Raw genomic sequence first — 25,903 nt, 5'->3', positions numbered from 1 at the left:
ACCAGGGGCCACGGGTTCGCGTCATGCTTCGGTAAGAAACGGCGGTCAGCGCGGCGCGGTGGTGCTCTCCGCCGCCTTCTCCAGTTGGAACGCCTCGTTGCCGAGGCCGATGCGCGCGTGGACGTCGGGCTTGGTGCGGCGCAGCACCGCCCCGTAGGCCAGGCCGACGGCGAGGGCCAGGACGATGACGCCGGGCAGCAGCCAGTTCAGGGACGAGCCGGGTCCCGAGCCGACCAGGACGTCGAAGTCCCGGACGGTGAGGACGGCGATGGCCAGCAGGGCCAGGCCCGCGAGACCCGAGGCCACCAGCCGGGGCGCCTGGGCCCGGCCGGCGCCGCGCCGTACGAAGAACACGATGACGGCGAAGGAGGCCGCGGCCATCAGCACGATGACTCCGAGCGCGCCGACGTTGCCCATCCAGGTGAACAGGTGCAGGACGGGGGCGGTCGGGTCACCGGCCGGGTTGTCGTCGGTGAGGGCGAAGGCGAGCACGATCACGGCGGACAGCACGGACTGGAGCATCGAGCCGGTGGCGGGGGCGCCGCTCGCCTTGTTGGTGCGGCCGAAGGCGGCGGGCAGCAGTCCTTCGCGGCCCATGGCGAACGCGTAGCGGGCGACCACGTTGTGGAAGCTGAGCAGCGCCGCGAACATGCCGGTGACGAAGAGGACGTGCAGGACGTCGGTGAAGGTGGCGCCGAGCCGCTCCTCGGTGAGGCCGAAGAGCATGCCCGGGCCCTCCTTGAGCGAGAGGTCCGCGATGGAGGAGGGGCCCGCGGCGACCGTGAGCGCCCAGGAGCTGACGGCGAGGAAGAGGGCGGCGTAGCCGACGGCGAGGAACATGACGCGGGACACGACGACCTGCGGGCGGCTGGTCTCCTCGGCGTACACCGGGGCCTGCTCGAAGCCGACGAACGCGGCGATGCAGAAGCAGAGCGCGGTGCCGAGGCCCGCCCCGGTGAGGGTCTCGGGGTTGAACGCGTGGAAGGACAGGCCCTCGGGCCCGGGCTTGCCGACGGCGGCGATGTCGAAGATGACCACGAGGGCGCACTCGATGACGAGCAGTACACCGAGGACCTTGGCGTTGAGGTCGATCTTCAGCCAGCCCAGCACGCCGACGACGGCCACGGCGAGCAGGGCGGGGATCCACCACCCGAGCTCGATGTCGAGGTAGGTGGCGAAGAGGCCGGAGACCTCGAAGCCGAGGATGCCGTAGATGCCGACCTGCATGGCGCTGTAGGCGACGAGGGCGACGAGCGAGGCACCCGCGCCGGCCGTGGCGCCGAGCCCGCGGGCGATGTACGCGTAGAAGGCGCCGGCGTTGTGGACGTGGCGGCTCATCTCCGCGTAGCCGACGCCGAACAGCATCAGGACGATGCCGAGGATGACGTAGAGCAGGGGCTGTCCGACGATCCCCATCACGCCGAAGACCGTGGGCATCACGCCCGCGACGACCATCAGGGGGGCGCTCGCCGCGAGGACGGAGAGGAGCAGCCCGGGGGTGCCCAGCCGGTCGGCGCGCAGGGCGCGTTCCTCACCCTTGTAGGTGTTGATCCCGCCGGTGTCGCCGGTCGTCCCGGTGGTGCCGGTCTCGCTCGTATCTGTTCTGCCCGTCGACATGGCGGGGATGGTCCCTTCGTCGATAACAACGTGCGTCAGGGGGAACCGAGCGCGAGGGTGCGCGCGGCGAGGAATGCGGTGTGGGGATCGTGGCCGGCGTACGACCACGGCGCCTCGGTCGCGTGGGGGCCGATGCGGTGGAACAGGGCGGCGGCCTCGGCGGGGCGGCCCTCGCAGATCTTGGCGTGGGCGAGGAAGTTGAGATCGGCGCGGTGGCGGGGGTGGTCCTCGCGTTCCCATTCGAGCCACCAGTCGAAGGCGGCCTTCATCACCTGTCGGGCACGGCGCCCCGACCAGTGTCCGGAGGCCGCCGGGTCGTCGGACACGGCACCGGCCGCGGCCAGGACGCGGTAGCGCTCGGCATGGGCGACGACGGGGAGCACGGCGAGCGGCGAGTCGGCCGGGGCCTGTTCCGCGGCCCACGCGGCGAAGTCGTACACCTCGTGGAGGGGGTCGCTCTCCGGGTGCGCCTCGGCGAGCCCCGCGGTCATGAGGTGGTGGGCGTGGTGGTGTTCGGGGTGCCGGGCACGGATCTCCTCGAAGTGCCGTGCGACCTCCGTCCGGGTCCCGTGCGTGCGCTCCAGGGCCATCAGGCCGAGCCAGGGGGTGGGGTCGGCGGGGTCGAGCGCGGCGGCGGCCAGGCATGCCTCGCGCGCCCGGCCGCTCTCACCGGCGGCGGCCCTGGGCCGCTGGGCGCGGGCGACAGCGGCGCAGGCCAGGAGTGTCGTGGCGTCGGGGCTGTCCGGTTCGGCGAGCAGCCAGTCGCGCGCCCAGCCGGCGGCCGAGGGGACGGCGGCGAGGGCGAGGAGCCGATGTCCCCGGCGGTCCCAGTCACTGCCCGTGGCGACGAGCAGGGACCGCGCCCTGGTCCAGCGCCCCTGGGCGAACTGTGTCCGTACGTCGATGAGTTCGCTGTCGCCGAGAGCCGGGTCGAAGGAGCGGTCCGAGCGTCCGCCCTTGCGTCGGGAACGGCCCAGGGGCGGCGGAGGCGGAGACATCCGCAGGCTTCCTTTTCGACTTCGGCATGAGATCGGCACATTTCGATGCCGTGTGCGAGCAAACGATCGCGCACAGCAAACCGGTAGGCAATGCTCCGAGTCAAGAGCGGACATACCCCAACTACGTTCACAAGCCATGCAGTTGGCCGAATCGAGGGGCGGTACGGACCATTCGCGCAGTTCGCGAGCGCGTTGCGGGAGTGGCGGGTGGAGGCGAGGTGACGCGTGCCACACTGCCGCCATGGAGAACCGTGAACCGCTCAAGCCCCTCCTCCTCGCCTACCCCGGGCCCCTGCGCGACTGTCTGGTGGCGGCCGTGCTCTCGGGCGAGAAGGTCTGCACCTCCGGGCTGCTCGCGGAGTTCGAGGCGGAGCGCGAGGAGCTCCCGCCGGTGGGTGAGCGGTCCGCCCTCATCGACTCCGCCGGGCGGGAGGTCGCCGTGGTCGAGCTCACGGAGGTGCGCGTCGTGCCGCTGGGGTCGGTGGGCCTGCGCCACGCGCTCGACGAGGGCGAGGGATACGCGTCGGTGGCCGAGTGGCGGGCGGGGCAGGAGGAGTTCTGGCACGGGGAGGAGATGCGGGAGGCACTCGGGGACCCGCTGTTCACGGTGGACGACTCGACGATGATCGTGGCGGAGCGCTTCCGGGTGGTGGAGCGGCTCGCCTGACGGCGCCTCCGGAGCGCCTCTGGGCCGGTGAGCCGCCCGTGGCGCCCGCGACGCCCGTTACGGCGACGTCCGGCCGGGTCGCCGCCACCCGGCCGGGGACCTCCGGCCGGGTCCCGGCGGTCCCGGCCGGGGACGATCAGCCCGTTGCCTCTGCCGCGGCCCGGCCGGCCGCCCGGCCCGAGAAGATGCAGCCGCCGAGGAAGGTGCCTTCCAGGGAGCGGTAGCCGTGGACCCCACCGCCGCCGAAGCCCGCAGCCTCCCCCGCCGCGTAGACCGCCGGCAGCGGGGTCCCCTCCTCGGTCAGGACGCGGGAGGACAGGTCCGTCTCCAGCCCTCCGAGGGACTTGCGGGTCAGGATGTTCAGCCGTACGGCGATGAGCGGGCCCGCGGCCGGGTCGAGGATGCGGTGCGGCTTCGCCGTGCGGATCAGTTTGTCGCCGAGGTAGGAGCGGGCGCCGTTGATCGCCGTGATCTGGAGGTCCTTGGTGAAGGGGTTGGCGATCTCGCGGTCCCGGGCCGTGATCTCGCGGCGCAGGTCCTCCTCGTCGATGAGCCCTTCGCCGGTGAGCGCGTTCATTCCCCGCACGAGCGCGCCGAGGTCCTTCTCCACGACGAAGTCGACGCCGTTGTCCATGAACGCCTTCACCGGCCCGGGGACGTCGGCGCGGGCCCTGCCGATCACGTCGCGCACCGACTTCCCGGTCAGGTCCGGGTTCTGCTCGGAACCGGAGAGCGCGAACTCCTTGCCGATGATCCTCCGGTCCAGGACGAACCAGGTGTAGCCGTGTCCGGACCCCATGATGTGTTCGAGGGTGCCGAGGGTGTCGAAGCCCGGGAACAGCGGGACGGGCAGCCGCTTGCCGCGCGCGTCCAGCCAGAGGGAGGACGGGCCGGGCAGGATCCGGATGCCGTGCCTGTCCCAGATCGGGTCCCAGTTCTCGATGCCCTCGGTGTAGTGCCACATGCGGTCGCGGTTGATGTGGTGGCCGCCCGCCTTCTCGGCGATGCCCAGCATCAGTCCGTCGACATGGGCGGGGACCCCGGAGAGCATCTTCTCCGGCGGGGTGCCCAGCCGCTCGGGCCACTGGGCGCGCACGAGGTCGTGGTTGCCGCCGATGCCTCCGGAGGTGACGATCACGGCCTGTGCCCTGAGCTCGAAGGTGCCCGTGACCTCGCGGCTGGTCGCGGTGCCCCGCCCGGCTCCGCTCTCCCGGAGTATCTCGCCGGTGACGGTGTCGACCGCTCCGGCCGAGCGGCCGAGGCCGGTCACCCGGTGGCGGAAGCGCGCCTGGACGAGGCCCTTCGCCATGCCCTCCCGCACCCGCCGCTCGAAGGGGGCGACGACGCCCGGACCGGTCCCCCAGGTGATGTGGAAGCGGGGGACGGAGTTGCCGTGGCCGTTGGCGTCGTAACCGCCGCGTTCCGCCCAGCCGACGACAGGGAAGAAGCGCAGCCCCTGGGCGTGCAGCCAGGACCGCTTCTCCCCGGCCGCGAAGTCGACGTACGCCTCGGCCCACTTCCGCGGCCAGTGGTCCTCGTCGCGGTCGAAGCCGGCCGTGCCGTACCAGTCCTGGAGGGCCAGCTCGTGGCTGTCCTTGATCCGGAACCGCCGCTGCTCGGGCGAGTCGACGAGGAAGAGCCCGCCGAAGGACCAGTGCGCCTGGCCGCCGATCGACTGCTCGGGTTCCTGGTCGAGCAGGATCACCGAGCGGCCCGCGTCGACGAGCTCGGCGGTGGCCACCAGCCCCGCGAGTCCTGCCCCGATCACGATCACATCAGCGTCGTACGCCATGGGGTTCCATCCTTCGGGGCGGTGCGGGGCAGCGGCGGGCGCGGCGGGCGCGGCGGGCCAAGTTACCTGTGGGTCAGATCTTCGGTACGGGCCGCCGCCACGTCAACCGTCCGGCGGTGGCGCCCTCACCGATCCTGTACGGCTGCCGGGCTATCGTCGGACCGTGTCGGTGCTGGTAATCCTGCTGTCCGTGGGCGCCGCCTGCTGCCTGGGCTTCGGCTTCGTGCTCCAGCAGGACGCCGCCCGCCGCGCCCCCCTGAGCGACTTCCTCTCGCCCCGGCTGCTCCTCGACCTGATGCGGGTCCCGAGCTGGCTGGCCGGACTGGGCCTGATGGTCTGCGGAATGGTCCTCGGCGCCCTGGCGCTCGGTCAGGGCGAGGTCTCCGTCGTCGAACCGCTCCTGGCGACCAACCTCCTCTTCGCGATGGCCCTCTCACGCCACCGCACGGGCCAGTCGCTGGGGCGGCAGGGGTGGGGAGGGCTCTGCCTGCTGGCGGGCGGCGTCACCGCGTTCCTGCTGGCGGGCGAGCCCCAGGGCGGCCGGGCGGAGACGTCGTCCCTGCGGCAGTGGCTGGTGATCGGTGTGGTGGCCGGTCTCGCCCTGGCCCTGACCGCCTGTGCCAGACACCCCCGGACCCGGGGGACCCCCGTCCTCCTCGGTCTGGCGGCAGGACTCCTCTACGGGCTGCAGGACGCCCTGACCCGGCTCAGCGGGGAGCGGCTGACCGACGACGGCTGGGACGCGCTGCTGACGAGCTGGTACCCGTACGCCGTCCTCGTCCTGGGAGTGACCGGACTGATCCTGGTCCAGAGCGCCTTCGAGGCGGGGCCGCTGCGGATGTCCCTGCCGGCGCTGACCGCCGCGCAGCCCCTGGCCGGGATCGGCTGCGGGATCGGGTTCCTCGGCGACCAGGTGCGCACCGACACCGGCGCCCTGGCCTGGCAGGCCGCCGGGCTCGCGGCGATCGTGGCCGGCATCGTGCTGCTGGGACTGCACCCGGCGATGCCGGAGGGCAAGGAGAAGCACGGTTCCACCGCCGCCGACCGATTGATGTTGGATGGACCCCATGAATCCGGCTGACGAGATCCTGGACTTGGTGGACGAGAACGACGAGGTGGTCGGGCAGATGGCCCGCGGCGAGGCGACCGCCCGCGGTCTGCGCCACCGCTGCGTCTTCATCGAGGCCAGGGACCCGGAGGGCAGGCTCTTCGTCCACCGCAGGACGGCCACGAAGCTGGTCTTCCCCTCGCACCACGACATGTTCGTCGGCGGGGTCGTCGGCGCGGGCGAGTCGTACGACGAGGCCGCGCTGCGGGAGGCCGAGGAGGAGCTGGGGGTCTCCGGTCTCCCCCGCCCGACGCCCCTCTTCACGTACCTCTACGAGAGTCCGGCGCACAGCTGGTGGTCGTACGTGTACGAGGTGCGCTGCGCGCTGCCCGTGCGGCCGCAGGCGGAGGAGGTCGCCTGGCACACCTTCCTGACCGACGCCGAGCTGGAGGAACGCCTGGACGCGTGGACGTGGGTGCCGGACGGGTTGGAGGCCTACCACCGGCTGCGGGAGTTCCGGGCCGCGGGCGGGGCGGGGGCCGTCGCGTGAGCGACTTCGTACGGGGCCTGCGGCTGTGGCTCGCGCCGGAGCGGATCCGCGAGGAGGGCGACACTCCCGACTACCGCTTCTCCCTGGCCAACGAGCGCACCTTCCTCGCCTGGATCCGGACGGCCCTCGCGCTCATCGGCGGCGGCTTCGCCGTCGACCAGTTCCTCCCGGAGCTGGCCTGGGGCGTCCGCACCGGCCTGGCTCTCGGACTTCTGGCGGCAGGGGTGCTCTGCTCCCTGCGCGCGGTCAACCACTGGGTGCGGTGCGAGCGGGCGATGCGGCGCGGCGAGGATCTCCCGTCGTCCCGCTTCCCCGCGCTGCTCAGCCTCGTGGTGGCCGTGGTGGCGGTCGCGATGGTGGTGGTGGTCCTGTTCGGCTGGGAGGGCCGGTGACCCCCGCGGAGCGTGATCCCGGTCTGCAGCCCGAGCGGACGCGGCTGGCCTGGCGGCGCACCACCCTGTCGTGCACGGTGGTGGCCCTGCTCGCGGTGCGGCAGGCCCTGCACGGCGGGGCGACCATGACCGGGATGATCGCGGTGGCCCTGTCCCTGCTGGCCTGGGTGGGGTTCCTGGCGGTGGCGCACCGCAGGGTGACCGGCATGGGGAGCGCGGAGCCCGCCCCGCTGTCGGCGCGCCGTGCTCTGACGGCGGCCGCGTGCACGGTGGCACTGGCGGTCTTCGCCGCCGCGATGCTGTTCTGACCCGCCACATCGCCGGACGGCCGGCCGCGGCCCTCAGTCCTCCCACTCCACGGAGACGACGATCTTGCCCCGGGTGCGCCCCTGCTCGTTGAGCCGGTAGGCCTCGGCGGCCTGCTCCAGGGGGAACACCCGGTCCACGTGGACGGAGACGATGCCTTGCTCGGCGAGGCCGGCGAGGTGGGCGAGGTCCGTGGCGTCGGGCCGTACGAAGGCGTAGCGCCCGCCGTAGGAGAAGACCTCGGCGTCGGCGATCGACGCGAGGCGGCCGCCGGTGGCGAGGGTCTCGGCGGAGACCCGGAGCGCCTCCCCGCCCACGGTGTCGAAGGCCGCGTCGAAGCCGTCGGGGGCGAGGTCCCGCAGCCGGGCGGCCAGGCCCTCGCCGTACTCGACCGGTTCGCCGCCGAGGCGGCGTACGTAGTCGTGGTTGTGGGGCCCGGCGGTGCCGACGACCCGGCAGCCCGCGTGCCGGGCGAGCTGGACCGCGAGCGATCCGACCCCGCCGGCGGCCGCGTGGACGAGGACCGTCTCGCCCCCCTGGACCTTCAGGCTGTGGTGCAGCACCTGGTAGGCGGTGAGACCGCACAGCGGGAGCCCCGCCGCCTCCTCGAAGCCGATGCTCAGGGGCTTGCGGGCGAGGGTGCGCACGGGTGCGGCGACGTACTCGGCGAAGGTCCCGCGCGAGAGGAAGTCCTCGCGCACGTAGCCGATGACCTCGTCGCCCACGGCGAACTCGTCGACGGCCGCCCCGGGCTGGACGACGACGCCGGAGACGTCCCAGCCGGGGATGACGGGGAAGACCGCTTCCAGCCCGGCCTGGAGATAGCCCTCGCGGGCCTTCCAGTCGACGGGGTTCACGGCGGCGGCCCGCACCTTCACCAGGACCGAGTCGGGGCCGACCTTGGGATCGGGCCGTTCGCCGTACTCCAGGACGCCGGCGGGACCGTACCTGCTGTAGCTGATCGCCTTCATACTTCGACGATCGGCGCGGCCCCGGATACCCGCAACTCAGGCCGTGACCACGTGGAAGGGCGGCGGCAGGGTGCGCGGGTCGTGGCCGGAGTGCCGGAGTCCGACGAGGAAGGCGGTGGCCGACTCCAGATACGCGGCCCGGTCGAGCCCGCCCACGGTCAGGGGCACGCGGCCGAGGTCCCGAGGGCTGGGACGACCGAGCCGTACGCCGAGGAGGAGCCGGAGATCACTTCTCGGATTCCGGGAGGGCACTGGACGACATACCGACTGGTCGGCATCATGGTCTCGACCGTTCAACCGCCCCGGAGGTGCGCCCCATGAGCCCAGTCCACCCGCCAGGTCTCGACCTCGACCTGCTGCGCGGCCATCTCGACCGGGAGCGGCCGGGGCTGGTGAAGGGGCCGCTCGACGCCCGGGTGATCGAGGGCGGCCGCTCGAACCTCACCTACATCGTCACCGACGGGAGCGCGCAGTGGGTCGTGCGCAGGCCTCCCCTGGGCCATGTGCTCGCCACCGCGCACGACATGAAGCGCGAGCACCGGGTGATCAGCGCCCTCCACCCGACGCCGGTCCCGGTCCCGGAGACCCTCCTGCTCTGCGAGGACGACGCCGTCATCGGCTCGCCCTTCTACGTCATGGAGTACGTCGAGGGCACCCCGTACCGGACCGCCGAGCAGCTCGCCCCGCTCGGCGCCGAGCGGACCAGGGCCGTCGTCCTGGGGCTCGTCGACACCCTGGTGGACCTGCACGCCGTGGATCCGGCGGCCGTCGGCCTCGGTGACTTCGGGCGTCCGGACGGCTTCCTCGACCGGCAGCTGCGGCGCTGGGGCAAGCAGCTGGACGCCTCGCGCAACCGCGAGCTCGCCGGGATCGACGAACTGCACGCGGCCCTCGGCCGGGAGCTCCCCGCCTCCCCCGCGCCCACCGTCGTCCACGGCGACTACCGCCTGGACAACGTGCTGATCGGCCAGGACGACCGGATCAGGGCGGTGCTGGACTGGGAGATGTCCACGCTCGGCGACCCGCTGACCGACCTCGGCCTGCTGGTGATGTACAGCTCCGACCTGGACCTGCCGGCCTCACCCGTCTCCACCACGAGCGGCGCGCCCGGACACCCCGGCCCCGCCGAGCTGATCGAGCGCTACGCGGCCCGCTCCGGCCGCGACACCTCCGCCATCTCCTGGTACACGGCCTTCGCGTGGTTCAAGCTCGCCGTGATCCTCGAGGGCATCCACTACCGCTACACCCTCGGGCAGACCGTCGGCGCCGGCTTCGACCGCATCGGCGACCTGGTCCCCGTCTTCATCGCGCACGGCCTCACCACCCTCAAGGAAGGCTGATCACCCCATGGACTTCGCATTCGACGCCCGTACCGAAGAGCTGCGCACGAAACTGCTCACGTTCATGGACGAGCACGTGTACCCGGCCGAGGAGGTCGCCGAGGAGCAGCGCGCGGCACTGGCGTCGCCATGGGACACCCCGCAGATCGTGGAGGACCTCAAGGCCGAGGCCCGCAGGCAGGGGTTGTGGAACGTCTTCCTCCCGGACGCGGAGTACGGCGCCGGGCTGACGAACCTCCAGTACGCCCCGCTCGCCGAGATCACCGGCCGCAGCCCGCACCTGGCGCCGACGGCGCTGAACTGCGCCGCCCCGGACACCGGGAACATGGAGGTGCTCTTCCAGTTCGGGTCGGACGAGCAGAAGAAGCAGTGGCTGGAGCCGCTGCTCGCCGGGGAGATCCGCTCGGCCTTCGCGATGACGGAGCCCGAGGTGGCCTCGTCGGACGCGACGAACATCGAGACGCGGATCGCCCGGGACGGTGACGACTACGTCATCAACGGCCGCAAGTGGTACATCTCCGGGGCGATGAACCCGGACTGTGCGGTGTTCATCGTGATGGGCAAGACCGACCCGGACAGCGAGGACATCCGCCGCCAGCAGTCCATGATCCTCGTCCCCCGCGACACCCCCGGCCTCGAAGTGCGCCGCGCGATGCAGGTCTACGGCTACGAGGACCACTCCCACGGCGGCCACGCAGAGGTCGTCTTCACCGACGTGCGGGTGCCCGCCGCGAACCTGATCGGCGAGGAGGGCGGCGGCTTCGCCATCGCCCAGGCACGGCTGGGTCCGGGCCGGATCCACCACTGCATGCGGCTGATCGGGATGGCGGAGCGCGCGATCGAGCTGATGTGCAGGCGCGCCGTGGCCCGTACGGCCTTCGGCAAGCCGCTGGCCCAGCAGGGCGTCGTCCAGAACTGGATCGCGGACGCCCGGGTGACGGTGGAGCAGCTGAGGCTGCTGGTGCTGAAGACGGCCTGGCTGATGGACACGGTGGGCAACCGCGGTGCCCACACCGAGATCCAGTCGATCAAGATCGCCACCCCGCGCGCGGTCGTCGAGATCCTCGACCGGGCGGTGCAGCTGTACGGCGCCGGCGGGGTGAGCCAGGACTACCCGCTGGCCGAACTCTGGTCGTCGGCGCGGACGCTGCGGCTGGCCGACGGTCCGGACGAGGTGCACCAGCGGTCGCTGGCCCGGCGCGAGATCAAGAAGTACCTCTGACACCACCGGTACGGGGAGGCGCCGGCCGGCGCCTCCCCGTCGGGTCAGAAGGTGAGCTGCCAGCTGTCGATGTAGCCGGTGTCCCGCGCGGCGACGTCCCGGACCTGGAGTCTCCAGGTGCCGTTGGCGGCCTCGCTCGACGCGTTGACCGTGTAGGTCGCGATCACGTTGTCCGCCGAGTCGCTGCCGCTGGAGTTCTTGAGCCGGTAGGCCGTGCCGTCCGGCGCCAGCAGATCGACGACGAGGTCACCGCGGTAGGTGTGTTTGATGTCCACACCGACCTTGAGCGCGGACGGGGCGTTGCCCGTGCGCCCGGTCACCACGACCGAGGAGGTCACCGCGGCGCCGTTGTCGGGCACGTTGACGTTGGCCGCGTTGCTGAAGACGGTGCCGGTCGGCGGCGTGACCGTCCCGGCGGACAGGGTCCATATCGCATGGGCGACGGCGTCGCTGTTGCGGTCCAGGGCCGTGTCGTTGATGTTCGCCGTCGTGTCGCACGACGAGTGGTAGCAGCGGTCGAAGGCCTGTCCCGCCGTACCGCCCCACTTCTGGGCCTGGGCGCTCGTCTTGGTGTAGTCCGCGCCGGAGAAGAGCCCGCCGACCGGTACGCCCGCGTTCTTGAACGGGGCGTGGTCGGAGCGGCCGTCGCCCTCGGTCTCTATCTCGGTGGGTATGGAGAGCCCCGCGTAGTAGTCCTTGAAGGTCTGCTCGATGACGGGGTCGTCGTCGTACACGAAGTACCCGGGGTTGGGCGAGCCGATCATGTCGAAGTTGAGGTAGCCGGCGAGCTTGGCGCGCTCGGTGGAGGCCAGGTTGTTCACGTAGTACTTCGAGCCCACGAGGCCCAGCTCCTCGGCTCCCCACCAGGCGAAGCGCAGGTGCTTGTCCGGTGCGAGCTGCGCCCGGGACACCGCGAGGGCGGTCTCCAGCACGGCGGCCGATCCGGAGCCGTTGTCGTTGATCCCGGCGCCCGAGGTCACCGAGTCGAGGTGGGAGCCGGCCATGAGGACCTGGTTCGGGTCACCGCCCGGCCAGTCGGCGATCAGGTTGTACCCGGTGGCACCGCCGGAGGTGAACTGCTGGAGCGCGGTGGTGTATCCGGCCGCGTCCAGCTTGGCCTTCACGTAGTCGACGGACGCCTTGTAACCGGCCCTTCCGTGGGCGCGGTTGCCGCTGTTGGCGGTGGCGATCGACTGGAGCTGGGTGAGGTGCGCCTTGACGTTGGCGAGCGGGATGTCGGGGGCGGCGGCGACCTTCGCGGGTGCGGCCTGGACGGCCGGTGCGGCAGTCGCCAGCAGGGCCGCCACGGCGAGTGCGGCGGCGGGCAGGGATCTGAGTCGTGCAGGTCTCATCTGGGGCTCCGGATTCCGTTCGGGGACTGACGGAACGTGCGGGGGGTCCCAGGGCTGTGCACGGCCCTGGACCTGGAGCGGTGAGGCTGGAAGCGCGTCCCCGATGCTCGGGTAGATGACCGAGTACCGTCAAGGGTGGGTTTCGGACAGCAGTGTCCGCATAACGGACGATGGATCCCGACGCCCCCGCACAGGCCTCAGTGGCCCCCAGAGGGCTGATGGCACGTCAGAGAAAGTGCGCGGAGGTACGCGCCGGTGAGCTGGACCTCGCCCGTCTCGCCCCGGACGCCGCAGGCCGGGGCGGACGGTGGTGCTGGCGGGCCGGGCCCCGGAGCCCCGCAATCCGGCGGCCGGGGTCCTGCTGCGGCAGCTGGTGGACGGCGCGGCGGCGTCCACCGGCGCGGTCAGGGACGCAGAGCCTTCAGCAGCAGGTCCGCCAGGTGGTCGGCGACCTCCTGCTGGGTGAGCGGGCCCTCGGGGCTGTACCAGGTGGACAGGTGGTGGACCGAGCCGAAGTGGTAGTCGACGACCAGGTCGGCCGGGGTCGCGGAGGAGAACACCCCGGCTCGCTGCCCCTCCTCGATCAGGGCACGGAAGCGCTCGTGGTAGCGGCGTCGCTCCACCCTGACCTGCTTGTTCTTCTCGGGGCTCAGGTGGTGCATCGAGCGGAAGAAGATCGAGGCGTCGTCGAGGTTGTCGATGGTCGTCACGACCACGTCCGCCGCCGCGTCACGCAGCCGCTGCTCGATCGGCGCCTCGGCGTCCGCGTAGGCGTCGAGCCGCTCCTGCTGGAGCCGCAGCACCCGGGCGTAGACCTCGTGGAGGAGGTCCTCCTTGGAGCCGAAGTAGTGGTAGAGCGCCCCCTTGGTGACCCCCGCCGCCTCGACGATCTCCTGGACGGAGGTGCGGTCGTAGCCGCGTTCCGCGAAGAGGCGGGTGGCGGCGGCCAGCAGCCTCTGGGGGACGGGGGCCCCGTTCCCGTCCGTCGCCTTGGCCATTGCCGCCACCTGCCCTCTCGTACCGTGCGTGAACTGTTCTAACGGGGGGAACGCAGTTCCCGCCTGAGGATCTTCCCACTCGCCGTCTTCGGGAGTTCGGCCAGGATCTCCACTTCGCGCGGGTACTTGTACGCGGCCAGCCGCTCCTTGCAGTACGCGCCGAGCTCACCGTCGCTCACCTCGGCTCCCGGGCGCAGGCTCACATACGCCCGGACGCTCTCGCCGCGGTAGGCGTCGGGGACGCCCACGACGGCGGCCTCGCGGACCGCCGGGTGGGTGTAGAGGACGTCCTCCACCTCCCGGGGCCAGACCTTGAAGCCGGAGGCGTTGATCATGTCCTTCTTGCGGTCCACGACGTAGAGCCAGCCGGCCGTGTCCATGAATCCGATGTCGCCGGTGCGCAGTTCCCCGTCCGGGAATCCGGCGGCCGTGGCCTCCGGGAGGTTCCAGTAGCCGGAGACGACCTGCGGTCCGCGTACGGCGATCTCGCCCAGCTCGCCGAAGGGGACGTCCCCGCCCAGCTCGTCGACGATCCGGACCACGGTGTCGGGTCCGGGGACACCGACCGAGAGGGTCCCCGAGACGGGGTCGACGGGTGCCTCGTGCTCCGGCGGTACGGAGGCGCAGGGCGCGGTGCACTCGGTGAGTCCGTAGCCGTTGCGGATGTAGGGGCCGAACCCCTCGCGGAACTTCTCCACGAGTGCGGGCGGCAGCGGCGCGCCACCGGAGGAGATCACCTGGAAGGAGGCGAAGTGCTCCCGGGTCGCCCCGGGGTGCGCGGCAAGCGCCATGAAGGCGGTCGAGGGGCCCACCGTGTAGGCGGGGCGGTGCTCGGCGAAGGCCTCCAGGACGACGCTCGCCTCGAAGCGGTAGGCCAGGACGAGGGTGCCCGCGTTGGCGATGCACGCGGCGAGCTGGCACACCATGCCGGTGATGTGGAAGAGCGGGGCGAGCGCGAAGTAGGCCGAGCCCTCGGCGATGGGGTGGCCCGCCCTCTGCCGCTCCGCGTTGACCATGATGTTGCCCTGGGAGTTCATGGCTCCCTTGGGGGTGCCGCTCGTCCCGGAGGTGTAGCTGATCAGGGCGGTGTCCGAGGCGGTGAGCTCGCGGCCGGCGGGGGCGGGGAGACCTCGGCGGGCGACGGCCACCAGGTCCGACGCCAGGTCGTCGGCGCCGGGTGCGGGAAGCCTCCCGAAGCCGAGCACCCGGGGGTCGTCGGCCGACTGGAGGTCGAGCTCGCAGGCCGTGAGGGCGATGCTCACGCTCGGGGCCGCCTCGGCGGTGGCCCGCAGATAGGAGTCCCAGGCCCGGTCGGAGCAGATCAGCGCGGTCACCTCCGCGTCCTTCAGCACGTGCCCGACCTCGCCGGACTTGTACATCGGGTTGAGCGGGACGACGGTCGCGCCGGCCTTCCAGGCGCCGAGCAGGGCGATCACGAAGTGCGGAGTGTTCTGGAGCATGATCGCGACGCGGTCCCCGCGCCCCAGCCCCTCGGCGGCGAGGTGTCCCGCCACGGAGTCGGACAGCTCGTCCGTCTCGCGGTAGCTGAGGCGTCCGTCGAAGTAGGCGAGCGCGGTGTGGTCCGGGGCCCGTCCGACGGCAGCGCGGAAGGCGTGAACCATCGTCTCGGCGGGGTGGACGGGGGCGAGCTGGGCCTCACTGAGCAGGGCGGTCCAGGGCTTCGCCGCGTAGATCGACCCGGTCATGCGCCGGCCTCCTCCCACTTCTGCTGCAGGTGGTTCATGTTCCCGATCCAGTGGTCGGGGTCCTTGGCGCGGGCCCGGTAGTAGCCCGCCACCTCGGGGTGCGGCAGGACCAGGAAGCGGTCCTGCTCCATGGCGTCGAACAGGGCGTCGGCGACGGCCTCCGGCTCGATAGCGGTGGGCGCGAGCACGAGGTCACCCGCGGAGCCCGCCGCCGTGAGCATGTCCGTACGCACACCCTGCGGGCAGATCGTGTGGACCTTGACGCCACGGTGCCGGTAGGTCAGCGAGAGCCACTCGGCGAAGGCGACGGCACCGTGCTTGGTGACGCTGTACGGGGCGGCGCCGATCATCGTCAGCAGACCGGCGGCCGAGGCGGTGGAGACGAAACGGCCGCTGCCGCGCTCCAGCCACTGGGGCAGCAGCGCCCTGGCCGCGCGGACGTGCGCCATGACGTTGACGTCCCAGGCCCTGGCCCAGACGTCCTCCTCCGCGAAGGCGTCGCCGCCCGAGGCGAGGCCGGCGTTGGCGCAGTAGACGTCGATCGTGCCGTCGAGCGCGTCGCGTGCGGCGTCCACGATCGCGGAGGCGTCGCCGGCCACGACCGTGCCGCCGATCTCCTCGGCGAGGGCCTTGACCCGGTCGGCGTCGAGGTCGTTGACGACGACCCTCGCGCCCTCCGCGGCGAATCTGCGGGCCAGGGCGGCGCCGATGCCGCCTCCGGCTCCGGTCACCACTACGCCAGCGCCCTGCACCGTACTCATCGGTCCCGCCTCTCTCAGCCGTGTTCCTCCAGCAGACTAACCAGTCGGTATGTGATCCGGGAAGGGGTTCGGGGCAGGACTGGGAATCTGCCCAGTCGTGGCCGTTCCGTGTGGCCCTCACCCGCGCTAGCGTGCGTGACCATGACATTCGACGTGATCATGGAGGTAGCGCGATGACCCTGTCCAGGCGTGGCCTGCTCGCTGTCGGCGGCGCGGTGGGGGCCCTCGCGGCGACCGCCGCCAAACCGGGGACGGCCTCGGCCGCCGGCCGGGAGCACGGGGCCGGGCACGGCGGTGTCCGTACCGGCTTCGACCGGCTGGCCGCCGACGGCTACCGGCTGCTGGCCGGGCAGAAGGTCGGCATCGTGACCAATCCGACGGGCATCACCGCGGACGTCCGGCACATCGTCGACGTGATGCACCCGGACGACCGGGTGGACCTGACCGCCGTCTTCGGACCCGAGCACGGCTTCCGGGGAACGGCGCAGGCGGGCGGCTCGGAGGGACGCTACGACGACCCGGCGACGGGACTGCCGGTCTACGACACGTATCTGAAGAGCGGGCAGCCCCTCGCCGACATCTTCACGGCGTCGGGTGTCGACACGGTGGTCTTCGACATCCAGGACGCCGGCGCCCGCTTCTACACGTACATCTGGACCCTCTACGACTGCATGGAGGCGGCGGCGCTCGCGGGCAAGCGGTTCGTCGTCCTGGACCGGCCCAACCCGGTGACGGGCCGGGCGGCCCTGGGGCCGGTGCTCGATCCGGCCTTCGCGACCTTCGTGGGACGCCGGGAGATCGCTCAGGCGCACGGGATGACGGTGGCTGAGCTCGCGCTGCTCTTCAACGAGGAGTTCCTGGCGGACCGGCCGGTGGAGCTGGACGTCGTGAAGATGTCGGGCTGGCGGCGCGCGGACTTCTTCGACGCGACGGGCCTGCCGTGGGTCCCGCCGAGCCCCAACATGCCGACGCCGGAGACGGCGGTGGTCTACCCCGGGACGTGCCTCTTCGAGGGCACGAACCTCTCCGAGGGGCGGGGGACGACACGGCCGTTCGAGCTGCTGGGCGCCGAGGGGATCGACCACCGGTGGGCGGCCGCCGCGAACACGCTGGACCTGCCCGGGGTCGCCTTCCGTGAGGCGTACTTCGCGCCGACGTTCTCCAAGTTCCAGGGGAAGACGGTGGGCGGGGTCCAGGTGCACGTCCAGGACCGGGAGGCCTTCGACCCCGTACGCACCGGGATCGCGCTGCTGGTGACGGCCAGGCGGTCGTGGAGCGGTTTCGCGTGGCGCTCGGACAACTGGATCGACAAGCTGACGGGCAACACCCGGGTCCGCACGATGATCGACGCCGGGGCGGACACGGACGAGGTCGTCGGCGCGTGGTCGGACGACCTCGCCGCGTTCCGGAGGATCCGACGGGAGCACCTGCTGTACCGGTAGGACCGACCTGCGGTGGGTGTCCCCGTGCGCCGGACGGACCGGAGGACCGGTCCGTCCGGCGGCAGGGGGACGCTGTGCTCAGCGGTGCGAGGGGAACTCCACGACCTGCTGGTAGGTCGGCCTGTTCTGCCAGTGGACGGACTTCTGGGAGATTCCGCCCAGCGGGCGGTGGATGATCGAGTCGGCGCACCACTGCTCACCGGCGCCGCAGCTGTCGTCGCCGGGGTAGACCTCGGCGGCCGGCTCGGCTGCGGCCTCCTTCAGGGTGCTGAGCAGCGCGGTCCGGCAGGCGCTCAGGTCGCCGTTGCCGCAGTACGTCTTCGCCAGCGGCCCCTTGACGGGCCCTCCGAGGACCTGACGCAGGTCCTTGTCGGCGAAACCCCACCAGCCGTACTGGAACGCGGATCCGCTGTGCGCCCCGCTCGGCCCGTGGCTCGCGGCGGGCGACTCGTCCGTGGCCAGGCTCGCGGTGAGCGCCGTGTAGAGGCCGTCGCCCAGGCCGGGACGAAACTCGGCCTCGATCAGCTTCGGCCACCACGCGTCCATGATCCGTACCGCGTCCGCGTGGGTGTACGTGTGCGTCCCCGGGCCGGTCTCCTTGCGCTGCGCCCCGGCGGCGCGCCAGGAGTCCAGCTGCTGCACCACCGTGTTGAGCCCCGGGTCGGTGACCGGCTGGGAGCGCAGCACCTTCAGGAGCTCGGGCAGCAGCTGCTCGCCCCGCAGGTCGGTGAGCGCCGCCTCGGCCATGGCGCGGGTGAGGGAGGCGCGGGTCACCCCGCCCTCCTCCACCAGCTCGGACACCCGGTCGTCGAGCAGGTCCCCCCGGTGCACGGCGCCGAAGCCGAAGCCGGCGGTGGAGTAGTCCTCGGCCTGCCGGTTGTTCCAGGAGATGTAGTAGTCCTGGCCGGTGGACTGCGGGTGCTCGGCGAACGGCGTGTAGTCGGTGGTGTTGGCGGCCGGGTCGTAGCCCCGCCACAGGTACGCCTTCTCGGCCTTGACCGGCAGCGCGGCGTCCACGCCCGGGGCGCGCACCGGGTTCATGCCGCTGTTGTAGTAGGCCGCGGTGCGCGAGTCGGCGTAGAACCAGTTGAAGGCGTAGTCGATGTGGCTCGCGGCCTGCTGGAAGGAGGCCGCGTCCGTCACGTACGCCGGGTCGTTGAGCAACTGGAAGCCGACGATCGAGTCGGCCTCGTGCCGGTAGGTGGTGCGCAGCGAGGTGTAGGCGACGGGCTTGCCGCCCACCGTGGCGCGGTGGGTGACGATGCCGTAGTCCGTGCGCCACACCTGCATCCGGTAGGAGCCCTTGGCCGTGGAGTCGGCCACGGTGGGCTTCCAGGAGTTGGTGCGCTCCAGCTTCTCCATGGCCGTGCAGGCGCCGTCGTCGCGGTAGTGCGTGGAGTCCTTGGTGGGCGCGGACCCGTCGGGTTCGCAGAGCTCGACGGCGTACGTGTCGGTGATGTCCTGGGCCGCCGACGTGGCGCTCCACGCGTAGTCCTGACCACGGCCCATCTGGATGTACATGCCGACCCCGGCGAAGGAGACCCCGCGCGCGCTGATGCCGGGCCCCTGGAGCTCCTGGAGCATCATCAGCTGTGGCGCGAAGTAGCCGGTCTGGGGGCCCATGACGGCGATCGGGTTACCGCTCGCGGTGTGTTTTCCGGACACCAGGAGGGCGTTGGACATGCCACGTCTCTGGGCGCCTTCGCCGGATCCGGGCAGCGATCCCTCCGGGATCACACCGTCGTCGTACATGCCCTGAAGCGGCTTCAGGGCGGCCGGCGCCTTCACCGGGGCCTTCCTGTCCGTGCCGGCCGACCCCGTGCGGTCGTGGATCAGGGGTTCGGGTGTGACGGAGCCCGGGTCGGGAAGGGCGGTCCCCCGGGCCTCGTCCGGCTTGCCCGCGAAGGGGAACGAGGTGCCGTCGTGGACGGTGAGCACCGCCTCGGGGTCGTTGCGCTGGCGGAAGGACTCCCAGACGCGGGTGCCCTCCTCGACGCCGTACTTCTCCTGGGCCGCGAGCAGCGAGAGCGCGGCCTGGACCTCGCCGCCCCCTCCCCCGCCGAACTGTCCGCCGACGACGGAGGCGATCGAGATGAGGTCCGTCAGCTTGAACGGCTGGATCTCGCCGATGTTGGTGATCGCGTCGATCTTGCCCGTGAGGACGTACTCGCCGGGGAAGTAGCGGCCCTTCTTGGATTTGGTCCGGTAGGCGTTGATCCCGTCGACGTAGGCCTGGGCGTCTGCCATGGCCTGTTCGCCCTGCGGGCCCTCGGTCGTCCTGATCCGCTCGACCTGGGCTTCGAGGTCCGCCTCGGTGTACGGGGCCTGTGGCCAGAACTGCTGCTCCAGGCCCTGGTTGGCGAGGGCCCCGCCGGCGAACGAGGTCAGTTCACCGCGGCCGATGTGGCGGAAGAGGTCCATCAGCCACAGCCGGTCCTGCCCGGCGGCGAACCCGGCGCCGAATTCGGTGCCGTAGCGGGTGGTGCCCTTGATGTGGGGCACGCCGCTCTTCTTGTCGCGGGTGATGGTGACGTCCTCGCGGGGCGAGGTGACGGATTCCACCTGGTTCGCGGCGACGCCGAACGAGGCGTCGTTGAAGAAGTCGGTCAGCTTCTGGTCGGTGAGGCTCGTGTGACCCGCGACCAGGCCGTTGTAGCGGTCGAGCTGGTCGTCGCTGTGGGCGGGGTGGGTGCCGAACGCCTTGTTGCCGAGGATCTCGACGAGCGTGGCGTTCCCGTTCTCGCCGGGCGGCAGGATGTCCGTGCACCGGCTGCCGCAGTGGTCGGTGACGGGTAGGGGTTCCGGTTCCGCCGCTCCGGCCGAGGGGGCCGAGGCGAGCAGGGACGTGCCGAGGGCGAGAACGGCCGCGACTGCGGCGGCTCCGAGCGTGCGGGTGCGTGGGGGCATGCGTGCTCCTCCGGGTGGCCGATGCGCCGGAGGTTACTGGCGGTACGCCCCGCCGGTAAGGTGAACATCAGTCACTTTTGCCGAATCGCCACACGGCGGCACACGGCCTCACATGGACCGTCTCGATCCGTGGACGCTTTTCACCTTTCGATGGAGCCGAACGGGGCACTCGTACGTCCATCCCATGACGCCGAAGTACGAGCGACGGAGGTGGCAGTGCCATGGCCGGTTTCCGGAGTCTTGCGAGACAGGTCCGCGATCCACGGAGCGATCTGGCTTTGCGGCGGTACTCGCTGCGCAAATGCCTGGAGAGGTTCGCCCCCTACGGCCACCGGGCGACCTGGGATCATCTGTGCGCCCGGAACGGGATCGAGCCCGAGGACCGGGCCCCCGATCCCGTGCGCCTGATCCGCGCACTGGAGGAACTGGAGGAGGCGCGGGCCGTCTGGCTCGCGTACGAGACGGGCTTCGCCGAACGGCGGCGCCGCGAGAAGCACGACGGGCTGCGACGGCCCGGCACATTCGACGACTGGCACCGGCTGACCTGGGGCGGCAACGGGATCGCGCACTGCGAGGACCCGGGAGTTCATCCCAGCGCACCCCTCGCCGAGGTGCTGGGGCGGCTGATCGCGGCCCTCGGCGGAAGGCCGGGCGCGGCCTGCCCGGTCTGCGCGGGGACCGGGCTCGCCTGGCGGCAGGACCTGGACCGGGAGCCCTGGGCCGGCCCGGTCTGCACGGACTGCGGCATCACGGTCCCCCGGCCCGTCCTGACGGCGGGCGCACTGGCCAGGGCCAGGAGCGCACGGACGAGGGACCTGGCCGCTTCGGCGGCCTGAAGGACGCGGGGCCGGACAGGATCCGGGCGGAGCCGGGGCGCGCCCGGGACAGCCGCGCCCCGCTCGCACGCTCAGGAGGGCTTCGCCGCGCCCCGCTCGGGCATCAGGCGCGAGCCGGTCATCCGGTCGCCGAAGACGTCGTCCGGGTTGGACAGCACACAGGTCTCCAGCGACAGGCAGCCGCAGCCGATGCAGTCGGTGAGGTGGTCGCGCAGGCGCCCCAGCTGCTTGATGCGCTCGTCCAGCTCCGCTCGCCAGGCCCGGGAGAGCCGGGCCCAGTCCTCATGGGTCGGCGTACGCTCCTCCGGCAGCTCCGCCAGCGCCTCCCTGATGGTGGCGAGCGGGATGCCCACCCGTTGGGCCGCCCGCACGAAGGCGACCCGGCGCAGGGCGTCCCTGGTGTAGCGGCGCTGGTTGCCACTGGTGCGGCTGCTGCTGATCAGGCCCTTGGACTCGTAGAAGTGCAGGGCGGAGACCGCGGCGCCACTACGGGCGGAGAGCTGACCGACGGTGAGTTCTTGGTACGTCTGCGGGATCTGCGGCACTCCCCCGACCCTAGTGGCCGCGCCTCGACCCGGCCGCCACTTCGAGAACCCCCGCGGTCCGTCGTTGACAGGGACGCGCGCCCCCAGCATGCTGAGCAAGCGCTTAGACACCGCCCGGGAGTGGGCGACCGACAGCCGGAAGGCAGGGACCAGCACCATGGCAGAGCCGAAGATCTTCACGTCCGCACAGGAGCTGCGGGACGGCGTGGGCGAGGAGCTCGGGCACAGCGACTGGCTGGAGGTCGAGCAGAAGAGGATCGACCAGTTCGCCGAGGCCACGGGCGACCACCAGTGGATCCACGTGGACCCGGAGCGGGCGGCGAACGGTCCCTTCGGGACGACGATCGCGCACGGCTACCTGACCCTGTCGCTGCTGCCGGTGCTCGTGCCGCAGATCCTTCGGGTCGAGGGCGCCAAGATGGGCATCAACTACGGGACCAACAAGGTGCGCTTCCCCTCGACCGTTCCGGTGGGCTCGCGGCTGCGCGCCACGGCCGTGCTCAAGAACGTCGAGGAGGCGGGGGGCGGTGTCCAGGTGACCGCGCTCGTCACCATCGAGCGCGAGGGCGGCGACAAGCCGGCCTGCGTCGCGGAGTCGGTGTCGCGCTACTACTTCTGAGCCGCACGCACGCGTTCTGAGCCGCACGCACGCGGGAGCCGCGCGGTCCGACGGACCGCGCGGCTCCCGCGTGCGCTACTTCTGGGCGCCCACCATGCGCAGGACCAGGTCCGCGTAGAGGTCGCCGACCTCCTCGGGCGTCCGGCTGCCCTGCGCGTTGAACCAGCGCGCCACGTCGATACAGAGGGACAGCACGGCGAGCGTGGTGCCCGGGACGTCCGGGACGTCGAACTCTCCCGCACGGACGCCCTCGCCGATGATGCGGCGCACCGCGGCGTCGCTCCGCCTGCGCAGCGCGACGATCTCGGTGCGGTGCTCGTCCCCCAGCGCCTCCAGCTCGTACTGCACGACCCGGGCGGTGGTGTGCCGCTCGGCGTGCCAGCTGACGAAGGACCGGACCGCGTCGGCGAGCCGCTCGGCCGCCGTCCCGTCCTGGTCCGCGGCCGTCTCCAGCAGGCGCAGGGCGCGGTCGTGGCCGATCCTGCTGATCCGGTGGAGCAGCTCTTCCTTGGTCTTGTAGTGGATGTAGAGCGCGGCCGGGCTCATCCCGGCCCGGCCGGCGATGTCACGAGTGGTGGTCGCGTGGTACCCACGCTCGGCGAACGCCTCGACCGCCGCGAGGAGCAGCCGCCTCGCCGCCTCGGGCGTGACCTCGCTCCACGGCGTGCTGTCGCCGTCGGTCTCCTCCGCCGTGCTCATCGCCACGTGCCCCTTTCCGCTGGCAGGACGAACACCATACCGCGAACCTGAGCAAGCGCTTAGAGCGCTCCGTGGGGGTGAGATCGTCAGAGCTTCTGGAAGGGGTCGTGCTCGGCGAGGATCTTCTCCAGCCTGGCCTGGTCGACCCTGCTGACGATCTGCCCCGCCTCCTGCCGGTCCCTGACGACCTTGGCGAGGGTGAAGCACGAGGTGACGAGGTAGAGGACGCCGACGGCGAGGAAGGCCCGCACCCAGGCGTCGGCGTCGAGGAAGAAGATGCCGAGGGCCACCGCGCCCATCGCCACGCCGAAGGAGAGGACGGCCTGCCCGTAGAAGGCGGCGGTGCTCTGCTGCTTGACCGATGTCGTCTCACTCATGCGGCACAGCATCCGCCGCGGCGGCCTGCGCCGGCATCCGCCGGAGTACTCACCCGGGTACTCAGGAGAAGCGGGGGCCGGCCGGCGACGGGCTCAGAAGGCGGAGACGCCCGTCAGCGCACGGCCGATGATCAGCTTCTGGATCTGGCTGGTGCCCTCGTAGAGGGTCATCACGCGGGCGTCCCTGACCAGCTTGCCGACGGGGTACTCGTCGATGTAGCCGTAGCCGCCGAAGACCTGCAGGGCGTTGTTCGCGGCGCGGACCGCGGCCTCGGAGGCGAAGAGCTTGGCGGTGGACGCCGCTGTGGCGAAGTCCTGGCCGCGGTCGATGAGGTCGGCGACGCGCCAGGTCAGCATGCGGGCGGCGTCGACGTCCACGGAGATGTCACTGATGAGTTCCTGGACGAGCTGGTAGCTCGCGATGGACTTGCCGAACTGCTCGCGCTCGCCCGCGTAGCGCACGGCCGCGTCGAGCGCCGCCTGCGCGATGCCGACACAGCCGGCCGCGACCGACATCCGGCCCTTGGCCAGGGCCGACATGGCGATGGAGAAGCCCTTGCCCTCGGGGCCCATGAGGGTGGACGCGGGGACGCGCACGTCCTCCAGCACCAGCTCGGCCGTGGCCTGGCCGCGCAGCCCGAGCTTGCCGTGGACCGTGCGCCGGCTCAGCCCTGGGGCGTCGGCCGGCACCAGGAAGGCGGAGATGCCCCGGTGGCCGGGGGTGTCGTTCGTGCGGGCGAAGAGCAGGACGACATCGGCCCAGGTGCCGTTGGTGATGAACATCTTCGAGCCGTTGATGACGTAGTCGTCGCCGTCGCGGACGGCCCGGGTCGTCAGGTTCCCGGCGTCGGAGCCGGTGCCGGGCTCGGTGAGGCCGAAGCAGCCGATGGCCTCGCCCGCGGTGAGCTGCGGCAGCCACCGCTGCTTCTGCTCGTCACTGCCCCAGGACGCGATGGTCTTGGCGACGAGTCCGAGCGACACCGACACGATGCCGCGCACCGAGGAGTCGCCGCGGCCGAGCTCCTCGGTCACCAGGCAGTACGCGAGGTGGTCCCCGCCGGAACCGCCGTACTCCTCCGGGATCGTCAGACCGAGGAAGCCGAGGGCGCCCAGCTTCTTCACGATCGACTTGTCGACACTCTCGGCGCGGTCCCACTCGACGACGTGCGGGGCGATCTCCCGCGCGACGAAGTCCTCGGCGAGCCGCCGGACGGCGTCCTGCTCCTCGCTCAGCTCCAGGTTCATCCTGCGACACCCCAACTTTTAATTAGCACTGCTAGTTTTATGGTTGCAGGCCCTACTATGTGCCGCATGGCCCGACCGCGCAAGCCCCTCCTCAGCAGAGACCGCATCGTCGAGGCGGCGGGCTCCCTCGTGGACGCCGAGGGACTCGACGCCGTCTCGACCCGGCGCCTCGCCGCCGAGCTGGGGGTCAGCGGGCCCTCGCTCTACAACCACTTCCGGAACAAGGACGAGATCCTCGACGCGGTGGCCGACGCGGTCTCCGCGCAGGTCGACCTGTCGATGTTCGAGGAGACCGATCCCCGCGACTGGCCCGCCGCGCTGCACGACTGGGCCGTCTCCTACCGTGCGGCGCTCGCCGCGCACCCGCACATCGTGCCGGTGCTCGCCCAGGGCCCCGGCCGCCGTCCGGCCGGCCTCCGCGTCGCCGACGCGGTCTTCGGCGCCATGGTCAGGGCCGGCTGGCAGCCCGCCCAGGCGACGTACATCGGCGCGCTGATGCGCTACTTCATCACCGGGTCGGCGCTCGGCTCCTTCGCCCGCGGATTCGTGGACGACGAGACGGCGTACGACCCCGCCGACTACCCCCACCTCGGCCAGGCCCACCTGCTGGCCGACCGCCGCCAGCAGGTGGACGAAGGCGCCTTCGAGACCGGGTTGCGCGCCCTGCTGGACGGTCTGGCGCTCCAGTACGAGCAGTCGGCCGCGGGCCGCACCGTTCGGCACGCGCCGAACGGTGCCTGACGCATCCTGGACGTATGGCCCGTACGACAGCGCACGATCCGACGGCACCGCGCCTCGCCGCGCTGGCCTCCCTGCTCGCCGACGAGACCCGCGCCTCCTTCTGCCTGGCCCTGCTCGACGGCCGGGCCTGGACGGCCGGCGAGCTGGCGCGCTCCGCGGGGGTCGCCGCCTCGACGGCCAGTGAGCATCTGGGCAAGCTCGTCTCCGGCGGGCTGCTGGCGGAGGAACGCCAGGGCCGTCACCGCTACGTGCGGCTGGCCGACGGGCGGACCGCCCAGCTGATCGAGGAGCTGGCCGCCCACGCCCACCCCGTCACGCCGGTGCCCGTGCGCACCCTGCGCGAGGCGAGCCTCCAGCACGCGCTGGCCCGGGGACGCACCTGCTACGACCACCTCGCCGGGCGCCTCGGGATCCGCATCACGGACGCGATGACCCGCCGCGGGCTCCTGCGGCAGGACACCGGATTCGCCCTCACCGATCAGGGCCTCGCGTGGTTCGGCGCACTCTCCGTCCCGCTCGCCACGACGTCACGGCGCCCGCTGGCCCGCGGCTGCCTCGACTGGACCGAGCGGCGCCCGCACCTGGCCGGAACCTCGGGCGCCGCCCTGTGCCGGCACGTGCTGGACGCGGGATGGTGCGAGCGGGTCGGTTCGGGCAGGGCGGTCCGGGCGACGCCCGCCGGGCTGGCGGCGTTCTCCGACCACCTGGGCATCGAGCCGGCGGAGCTCGACGGGGACTGACAATTCGGTGGGAGCCGAAGCGTCGTCCGCCT

General features: G+C 71.9%; 26 protein-coding genes. 12 read left to right on the top strand and 14 right to left on the bottom strand.

Annotation, left to right across the window (positions count from 1 at the left end; genetic code table 11):
- Positions 1–45 precede the first annotated feature (45 nt).
- Both B9S57_RS22525 and B9S57_RS22520 read right to left on the bottom strand, forming a co-directional pair.
- Positions 46–1,617, bottom strand: coding sequence for an APC family permease (locus tag B9S57_RS22525; RefSeq protein WP_103517373.1), 1,572 nt, complete (start codon positions 1,615–1,617; stop codon positions 46–48).
- 35 nt (positions 1,618–1,652) lie between these two features.
- Positions 1,653–2,615, bottom strand: coding sequence for a hypothetical protein (locus B9S57_RS22520; RefSeq protein WP_103517372.1), 963 nt, complete (start codon positions 2,613–2,615; stop codon positions 1,653–1,655).
- Between the two features lie 241 nt (positions 2,616–2,856).
- On the opposite strand from B9S57_RS22520, the gene B9S57_RS22515 reads away from it, so the two are divergent.
- Complete coding sequence (locus B9S57_RS22515) at positions 2,857–3,282, top strand: ASCH domain-containing protein (RefSeq protein ID WP_103517371.1); 426 nt, start codon at positions 2,857–2,859, stop codon at positions 3,280–3,282.
- Positions 3,283–3,418: 136 nt separating this feature from the next.
- Here B9S57_RS22515 and B9S57_RS22510 read toward each other — a convergent pair whose 3' ends face one another.
- Complete coding sequence (locus B9S57_RS22510; RefSeq protein WP_103517370.1) at positions 3,419–5,074, bottom strand: FAD-binding dehydrogenase; 1,656 nt, start codon at positions 5,072–5,074, stop codon at positions 3,419–3,421.
- 163 nt (positions 5,075–5,237) lie between these two features.
- Here B9S57_RS22510 and B9S57_RS22505 point away from each other — a divergent pair, with 163 nt between their 5' ends.
- Genes B9S57_RS22505 through B9S57_RS22490 form a run of 4 tightly spaced genes read left to right on the top strand, consistent with a single transcriptional unit; the run spans position 5,238 to position 7,372 of the window.
- Positions 5,238–6,155 (top strand): DMT family transporter, encoded by a 918-nt coding sequence (locus tag B9S57_RS22505; protein ID WP_103517369.1) that lies wholly within the window; start codon positions 5,238–5,240, stop codon positions 6,153–6,155.
- Positions 6,142–6,672, top strand: a complete 531-nt coding sequence (locus tag B9S57_RS22500) for an NUDIX domain-containing protein (RefSeq protein WP_103517464.1) — start codon at positions 6,142–6,144, stop codon at positions 6,670–6,672. Before B9S57_RS22505 ends, B9S57_RS22500 begins: the two co-directional genes overlap by 14 nt.
- Entirely contained in the window at positions 6,669–7,064 is a 396-nt protein-coding gene (locus tag B9S57_RS22495; RefSeq protein ID WP_103517368.1) for a YidH family protein, read from the top strand. The genes B9S57_RS22500 and B9S57_RS22495 overlap by 4 nt, the downstream gene beginning before the upstream one ends.
- Complete coding sequence (locus B9S57_RS22490) at positions 7,061–7,372, top strand: DUF202 domain-containing protein (protein WP_103517367.1); 312 nt, start codon at positions 7,061–7,063, stop codon at positions 7,370–7,372. Before B9S57_RS22495 ends, B9S57_RS22490 begins: the two co-directional genes overlap by 4 nt.
- Before the next feature lie 33 nt (positions 7,373–7,405).
- On the opposite strand, the gene B9S57_RS22485 is transcribed toward B9S57_RS22490, so the two are convergent.
- Together B9S57_RS22485 and B9S57_RS35675 are read right to left on the bottom strand one after the other, a co-directional pair.
- Positions 7,406–8,341 carry an NADP-dependent oxidoreductase gene (locus B9S57_RS22485; protein WP_103517366.1) on the bottom strand — a complete coding sequence of 312 codons (936 nt, stop codon included), beginning with the start codon at positions 8,339–8,341 and terminating at the stop codon, positions 7,406–7,408.
- 36 nt (positions 8,342–8,377) lie between these two features.
- Positions 8,378–8,509, bottom strand: coding sequence for a hypothetical protein (locus B9S57_RS35675; RefSeq protein ID WP_258036512.1), 132 nt, complete (start codon positions 8,507–8,509; stop codon positions 8,378–8,380).
- Between the two features lie 149 nt (positions 8,510–8,658).
- Here B9S57_RS35675 and B9S57_RS22480 point away from each other — a divergent pair, with 149 nt between their 5' ends.
- Both B9S57_RS22480 and B9S57_RS22475 read left to right on the top strand, forming a co-directional pair.
- Positions 8,659–9,681, top strand: coding sequence for a phosphotransferase family protein (locus B9S57_RS22480; protein WP_103517365.1), 1,023 nt, complete (start codon positions 8,659–8,661; stop codon positions 9,679–9,681).
- A 7-nt stretch (positions 9,682–9,688) separates the two neighbouring features.
- Complete coding sequence (locus B9S57_RS22475) at positions 9,689–10,903, top strand: acyl-CoA dehydrogenase family protein (protein ID WP_103517364.1); 1,215 nt, start codon at positions 9,689–9,691, stop codon at positions 10,901–10,903.
- Positions 10,904–10,947: 44 nt separating this feature from the next.
- On the opposite strand, the gene B9S57_RS22470 is transcribed toward B9S57_RS22475, so the two are convergent.
- From B9S57_RS22470 to B9S57_RS22455, 4 genes are all read right to left on the bottom strand, one after another.
- Positions 10,948–12,255 (bottom strand): M28 family metallopeptidase, encoded by a 1,308-nt coding sequence (locus B9S57_RS22470; RefSeq protein WP_103517363.1) that lies wholly within the window; start codon positions 12,253–12,255, stop codon positions 10,948–10,950.
- 404 nt (positions 12,256–12,659) lie between these two features.
- A complete protein-coding gene (locus B9S57_RS22465) occupies positions 12,660–13,253 on the bottom strand; it encodes a TetR/AcrR family transcriptional regulator (protein WP_103517362.1) in 594 nt (197 codons plus the stop codon).
- Positions 13,254–13,291: 38 nt separating this feature from the next.
- Positions 13,292–14,959 (bottom strand): class I adenylate-forming enzyme family protein, encoded by a 1,668-nt coding sequence (locus tag B9S57_RS22460; protein ID WP_103517361.1) that lies wholly within the window; start codon positions 14,957–14,959, stop codon positions 13,292–13,294.
- Positions 14,956–15,720 (bottom strand): SDR family oxidoreductase, encoded by a 765-nt coding sequence (locus tag B9S57_RS22455; RefSeq protein ID WP_103517360.1) that lies wholly within the window; start codon positions 15,718–15,720, stop codon positions 14,956–14,958. The genes B9S57_RS22460 and B9S57_RS22455 overlap by 4 nt, the downstream gene beginning before the upstream one ends.
- 173 nt (positions 15,721–15,893) lie before the next feature.
- Between B9S57_RS22455 and B9S57_RS22450 the strand changes: the two genes are divergently transcribed.
- Positions 15,894–17,162: an exo-beta-N-acetylmuramidase NamZ domain-containing protein gene (locus tag B9S57_RS22450; RefSeq protein ID WP_103517359.1), complete on the top strand. Its 1,269-nt coding sequence runs from the start codon at positions 15,894–15,896 to the stop codon at positions 17,160–17,162.
- Positions 17,163–17,240: 78 nt separating this feature from the next.
- Here the strand turns inward: B9S57_RS22450 and B9S57_RS22445 are convergent, their stop codons facing one another.
- A complete protein-coding gene (locus B9S57_RS22445) occupies positions 17,241–20,069 on the bottom strand; it encodes a penicillin acylase family protein (RefSeq protein ID WP_103517358.1) in 2,829 nt (942 codons plus the stop codon).
- Between the two features lie 221 nt (positions 20,070–20,290).
- On the opposite strand from B9S57_RS22445, the gene B9S57_RS22440 reads away from it, so the two are divergent.
- Positions 20,291–20,905, top strand: coding sequence for a hypothetical protein (locus tag B9S57_RS22440; RefSeq protein ID WP_103517357.1), 615 nt, complete (start codon positions 20,291–20,293; stop codon positions 20,903–20,905).
- Positions 20,906–20,976: 71 nt separating this feature from the next.
- On the opposite strand, the gene soxR is transcribed toward B9S57_RS22440, so the two are convergent.
- A complete protein-coding gene (gene soxR, locus B9S57_RS22435) occupies positions 20,977–21,450 on the bottom strand; it encodes a redox-sensitive transcriptional activator SoxR (protein WP_103517356.1) in 474 nt (157 codons plus the stop codon).
- 157 nt (positions 21,451–21,607) lie between these two features.
- Between soxR and B9S57_RS22430 the strand changes: the two genes are divergently transcribed.
- Positions 21,608–22,069 (top strand): MaoC family dehydratase, encoded by a 462-nt coding sequence (locus tag B9S57_RS22430; protein ID WP_103517463.1) that lies wholly within the window; start codon positions 21,608–21,610, stop codon positions 22,067–22,069.
- 75 nt (positions 22,070–22,144) lie between these two features.
- On the opposite strand, the gene B9S57_RS22425 is transcribed toward B9S57_RS22430, so the two are convergent.
- The 3 genes from B9S57_RS22425 to B9S57_RS22415 form a co-directional block, all read right to left on the bottom strand.
- Complete coding sequence (locus tag B9S57_RS22425; RefSeq protein ID WP_103517461.1) at positions 22,145–22,768, bottom strand: TetR/AcrR family transcriptional regulator; 624 nt, start codon at positions 22,766–22,768, stop codon at positions 22,145–22,147.
- An 86-nt stretch (positions 22,769–22,854) separates the two neighbouring features.
- Positions 22,855–23,145, bottom strand: a complete 291-nt coding sequence (locus B9S57_RS22420) for a YiaA/YiaB family inner membrane protein (RefSeq protein WP_103517355.1) — start codon at positions 23,143–23,145, stop codon at positions 22,855–22,857.
- 93 nt (positions 23,146–23,238) lie between these two features.
- Positions 23,239–24,390, bottom strand: a complete 1,152-nt coding sequence (locus B9S57_RS22415) for an acyl-CoA dehydrogenase family protein (RefSeq protein WP_103517354.1) — start codon at positions 24,388–24,390, stop codon at positions 23,239–23,241.
- Positions 24,391–24,456: 66 nt separating this feature from the next.
- Between B9S57_RS22415 and B9S57_RS22410 the strand changes: the two genes are divergently transcribed.
- The gene (locus tag B9S57_RS22410) at positions 24,457–25,131 is read left to right on the top strand and encodes a TetR/AcrR family transcriptional regulator (protein WP_103517353.1); all 675 of its coding nucleotides are present in this window, start codon (positions 24,457–24,459) and stop codon (positions 25,129–25,131) included.
- 14 nt (positions 25,132–25,145) lie between these two features.
- Positions 25,146–25,871, top strand: a complete 726-nt coding sequence (locus B9S57_RS22405; RefSeq protein WP_103517352.1) for a helix-turn-helix transcriptional regulator — start codon at positions 25,146–25,148, stop codon at positions 25,869–25,871.
- Positions 25,872–25,903: the final 32 nt, after the last annotated feature.

This window comes from Streptomyces sp. SM10, assembly GCF_002910915.1.
Classification (GTDB): Bacteria; Actinomycetota; Actinomycetes; order Streptomycetales; family Streptomycetaceae; genus Streptomyces.
Note: the sequence above shows the minus strand (reverse complement) of the source record. Positions and strands in the feature narration are given on the sequence as shown.

Coding starts and splice junctions, on each gene's coding strand:
- B9S57_RS22525 (WP_103517373.1), bottom strand. CDS start 1,617: ATGTCGACGGGCAGAACAGATACGAGCGAGACCGGCACCACCGGGACG.
- B9S57_RS22520 (WP_103517372.1), bottom strand. CDS start 2,615: ATGTCTCCGCCTCCGCCGCCCCTGGGCCGTTCCCGACGCAAGGGCGGA.
- B9S57_RS22515 (WP_103517371.1), top strand. CDS start 2,857: ATGGAGAACCGTGAACCGCTCAAGCCCCTCCTCCTCGCCTACCCCGGG.
- B9S57_RS22510 (WP_103517370.1), bottom strand. CDS start 5,074: ATGGCGTACGACGCTGATGTGATCGTGATCGGGGCAGGACTCGCGGGG.
- B9S57_RS22500 (WP_103517464.1), top strand. CDS start 6,142: ATGAATCCGGCTGACGAGATCCTGGACTTGGTGGACGAGAACGACGAG.
- B9S57_RS22485 (WP_103517366.1), bottom strand. CDS start 8,341: ATGAAGGCGATCAGCTACAGCAGGTACGGTCCCGCCGGCGTCCTGGAG.
- B9S57_RS22480 (WP_103517365.1), top strand. CDS start 8,659: ATGAGCCCAGTCCACCCGCCAGGTCTCGACCTCGACCTGCTGCGCGGC.
- B9S57_RS22475 (WP_103517364.1), top strand. CDS start 9,689: ATGGACTTCGCATTCGACGCCCGTACCGAAGAGCTGCGCACGAAACTG.
- B9S57_RS22470 (WP_103517363.1), bottom strand. CDS start 12,255: ATGAGACCTGCACGACTCAGATCCCTGCCCGCCGCCGCACTCGCCGTG.
- B9S57_RS22465 (WP_103517362.1), bottom strand. CDS start 13,253: ATGGCCAAGGCGACGGACGGGAACGGGGCCCCCGTCCCCCAGAGGCTG.
- B9S57_RS22460 (WP_103517361.1), bottom strand. CDS start 14,959: ATGACCGGGTCGATCTACGCGGCGAAGCCCTGGACCGCCCTGCTCAGT.
- B9S57_RS22455 (WP_103517360.1), bottom strand. CDS start 15,720: ATGAGTACGGTGCAGGGCGCTGGCGTAGTGGTGACCGGAGCCGGAGGC.
- B9S57_RS22450 (WP_103517359.1), top strand. CDS start 15,894: ATGACCCTGTCCAGGCGTGGCCTGCTCGCTGTCGGCGGCGCGGTGGGG.
- B9S57_RS22445 (WP_103517358.1), bottom strand. CDS start 20,069: ATGCCCCCACGCACCCGCACGCTCGGAGCCGCCGCAGTCGCGGCCGTT.
- B9S57_RS22440 (WP_103517357.1), top strand. CDS start 20,291: ATGGCCGGTTTCCGGAGTCTTGCGAGACAGGTCCGCGATCCACGGAGC.
- B9S57_RS22430 (WP_103517463.1), top strand. CDS start 21,608: ATGGCAGAGCCGAAGATCTTCACGTCCGCACAGGAGCTGCGGGACGGC.
- B9S57_RS22425 (WP_103517461.1), bottom strand. CDS start 22,768: ATGAGCACGGCGGAGGAGACCGACGGCGACAGCACGCCGTGGAGCGAG.
- B9S57_RS22420 (WP_103517355.1), bottom strand. CDS start 23,145: ATGAGTGAGACGACATCGGTCAAGCAGCAGAGCACCGCCGCCTTCTAC.
- B9S57_RS22415 (WP_103517354.1), bottom strand. CDS start 24,390: ATGAACCTGGAGCTGAGCGAGGAGCAGGACGCCGTCCGGCGGCTCGCC.
- B9S57_RS22410 (WP_103517353.1), top strand. CDS start 24,457: ATGGCCCGACCGCGCAAGCCCCTCCTCAGCAGAGACCGCATCGTCGAG.
- B9S57_RS22405 (WP_103517352.1), top strand. CDS start 25,146: ATGGCCCGTACGACAGCGCACGATCCGACGGCACCGCGCCTCGCCGCG.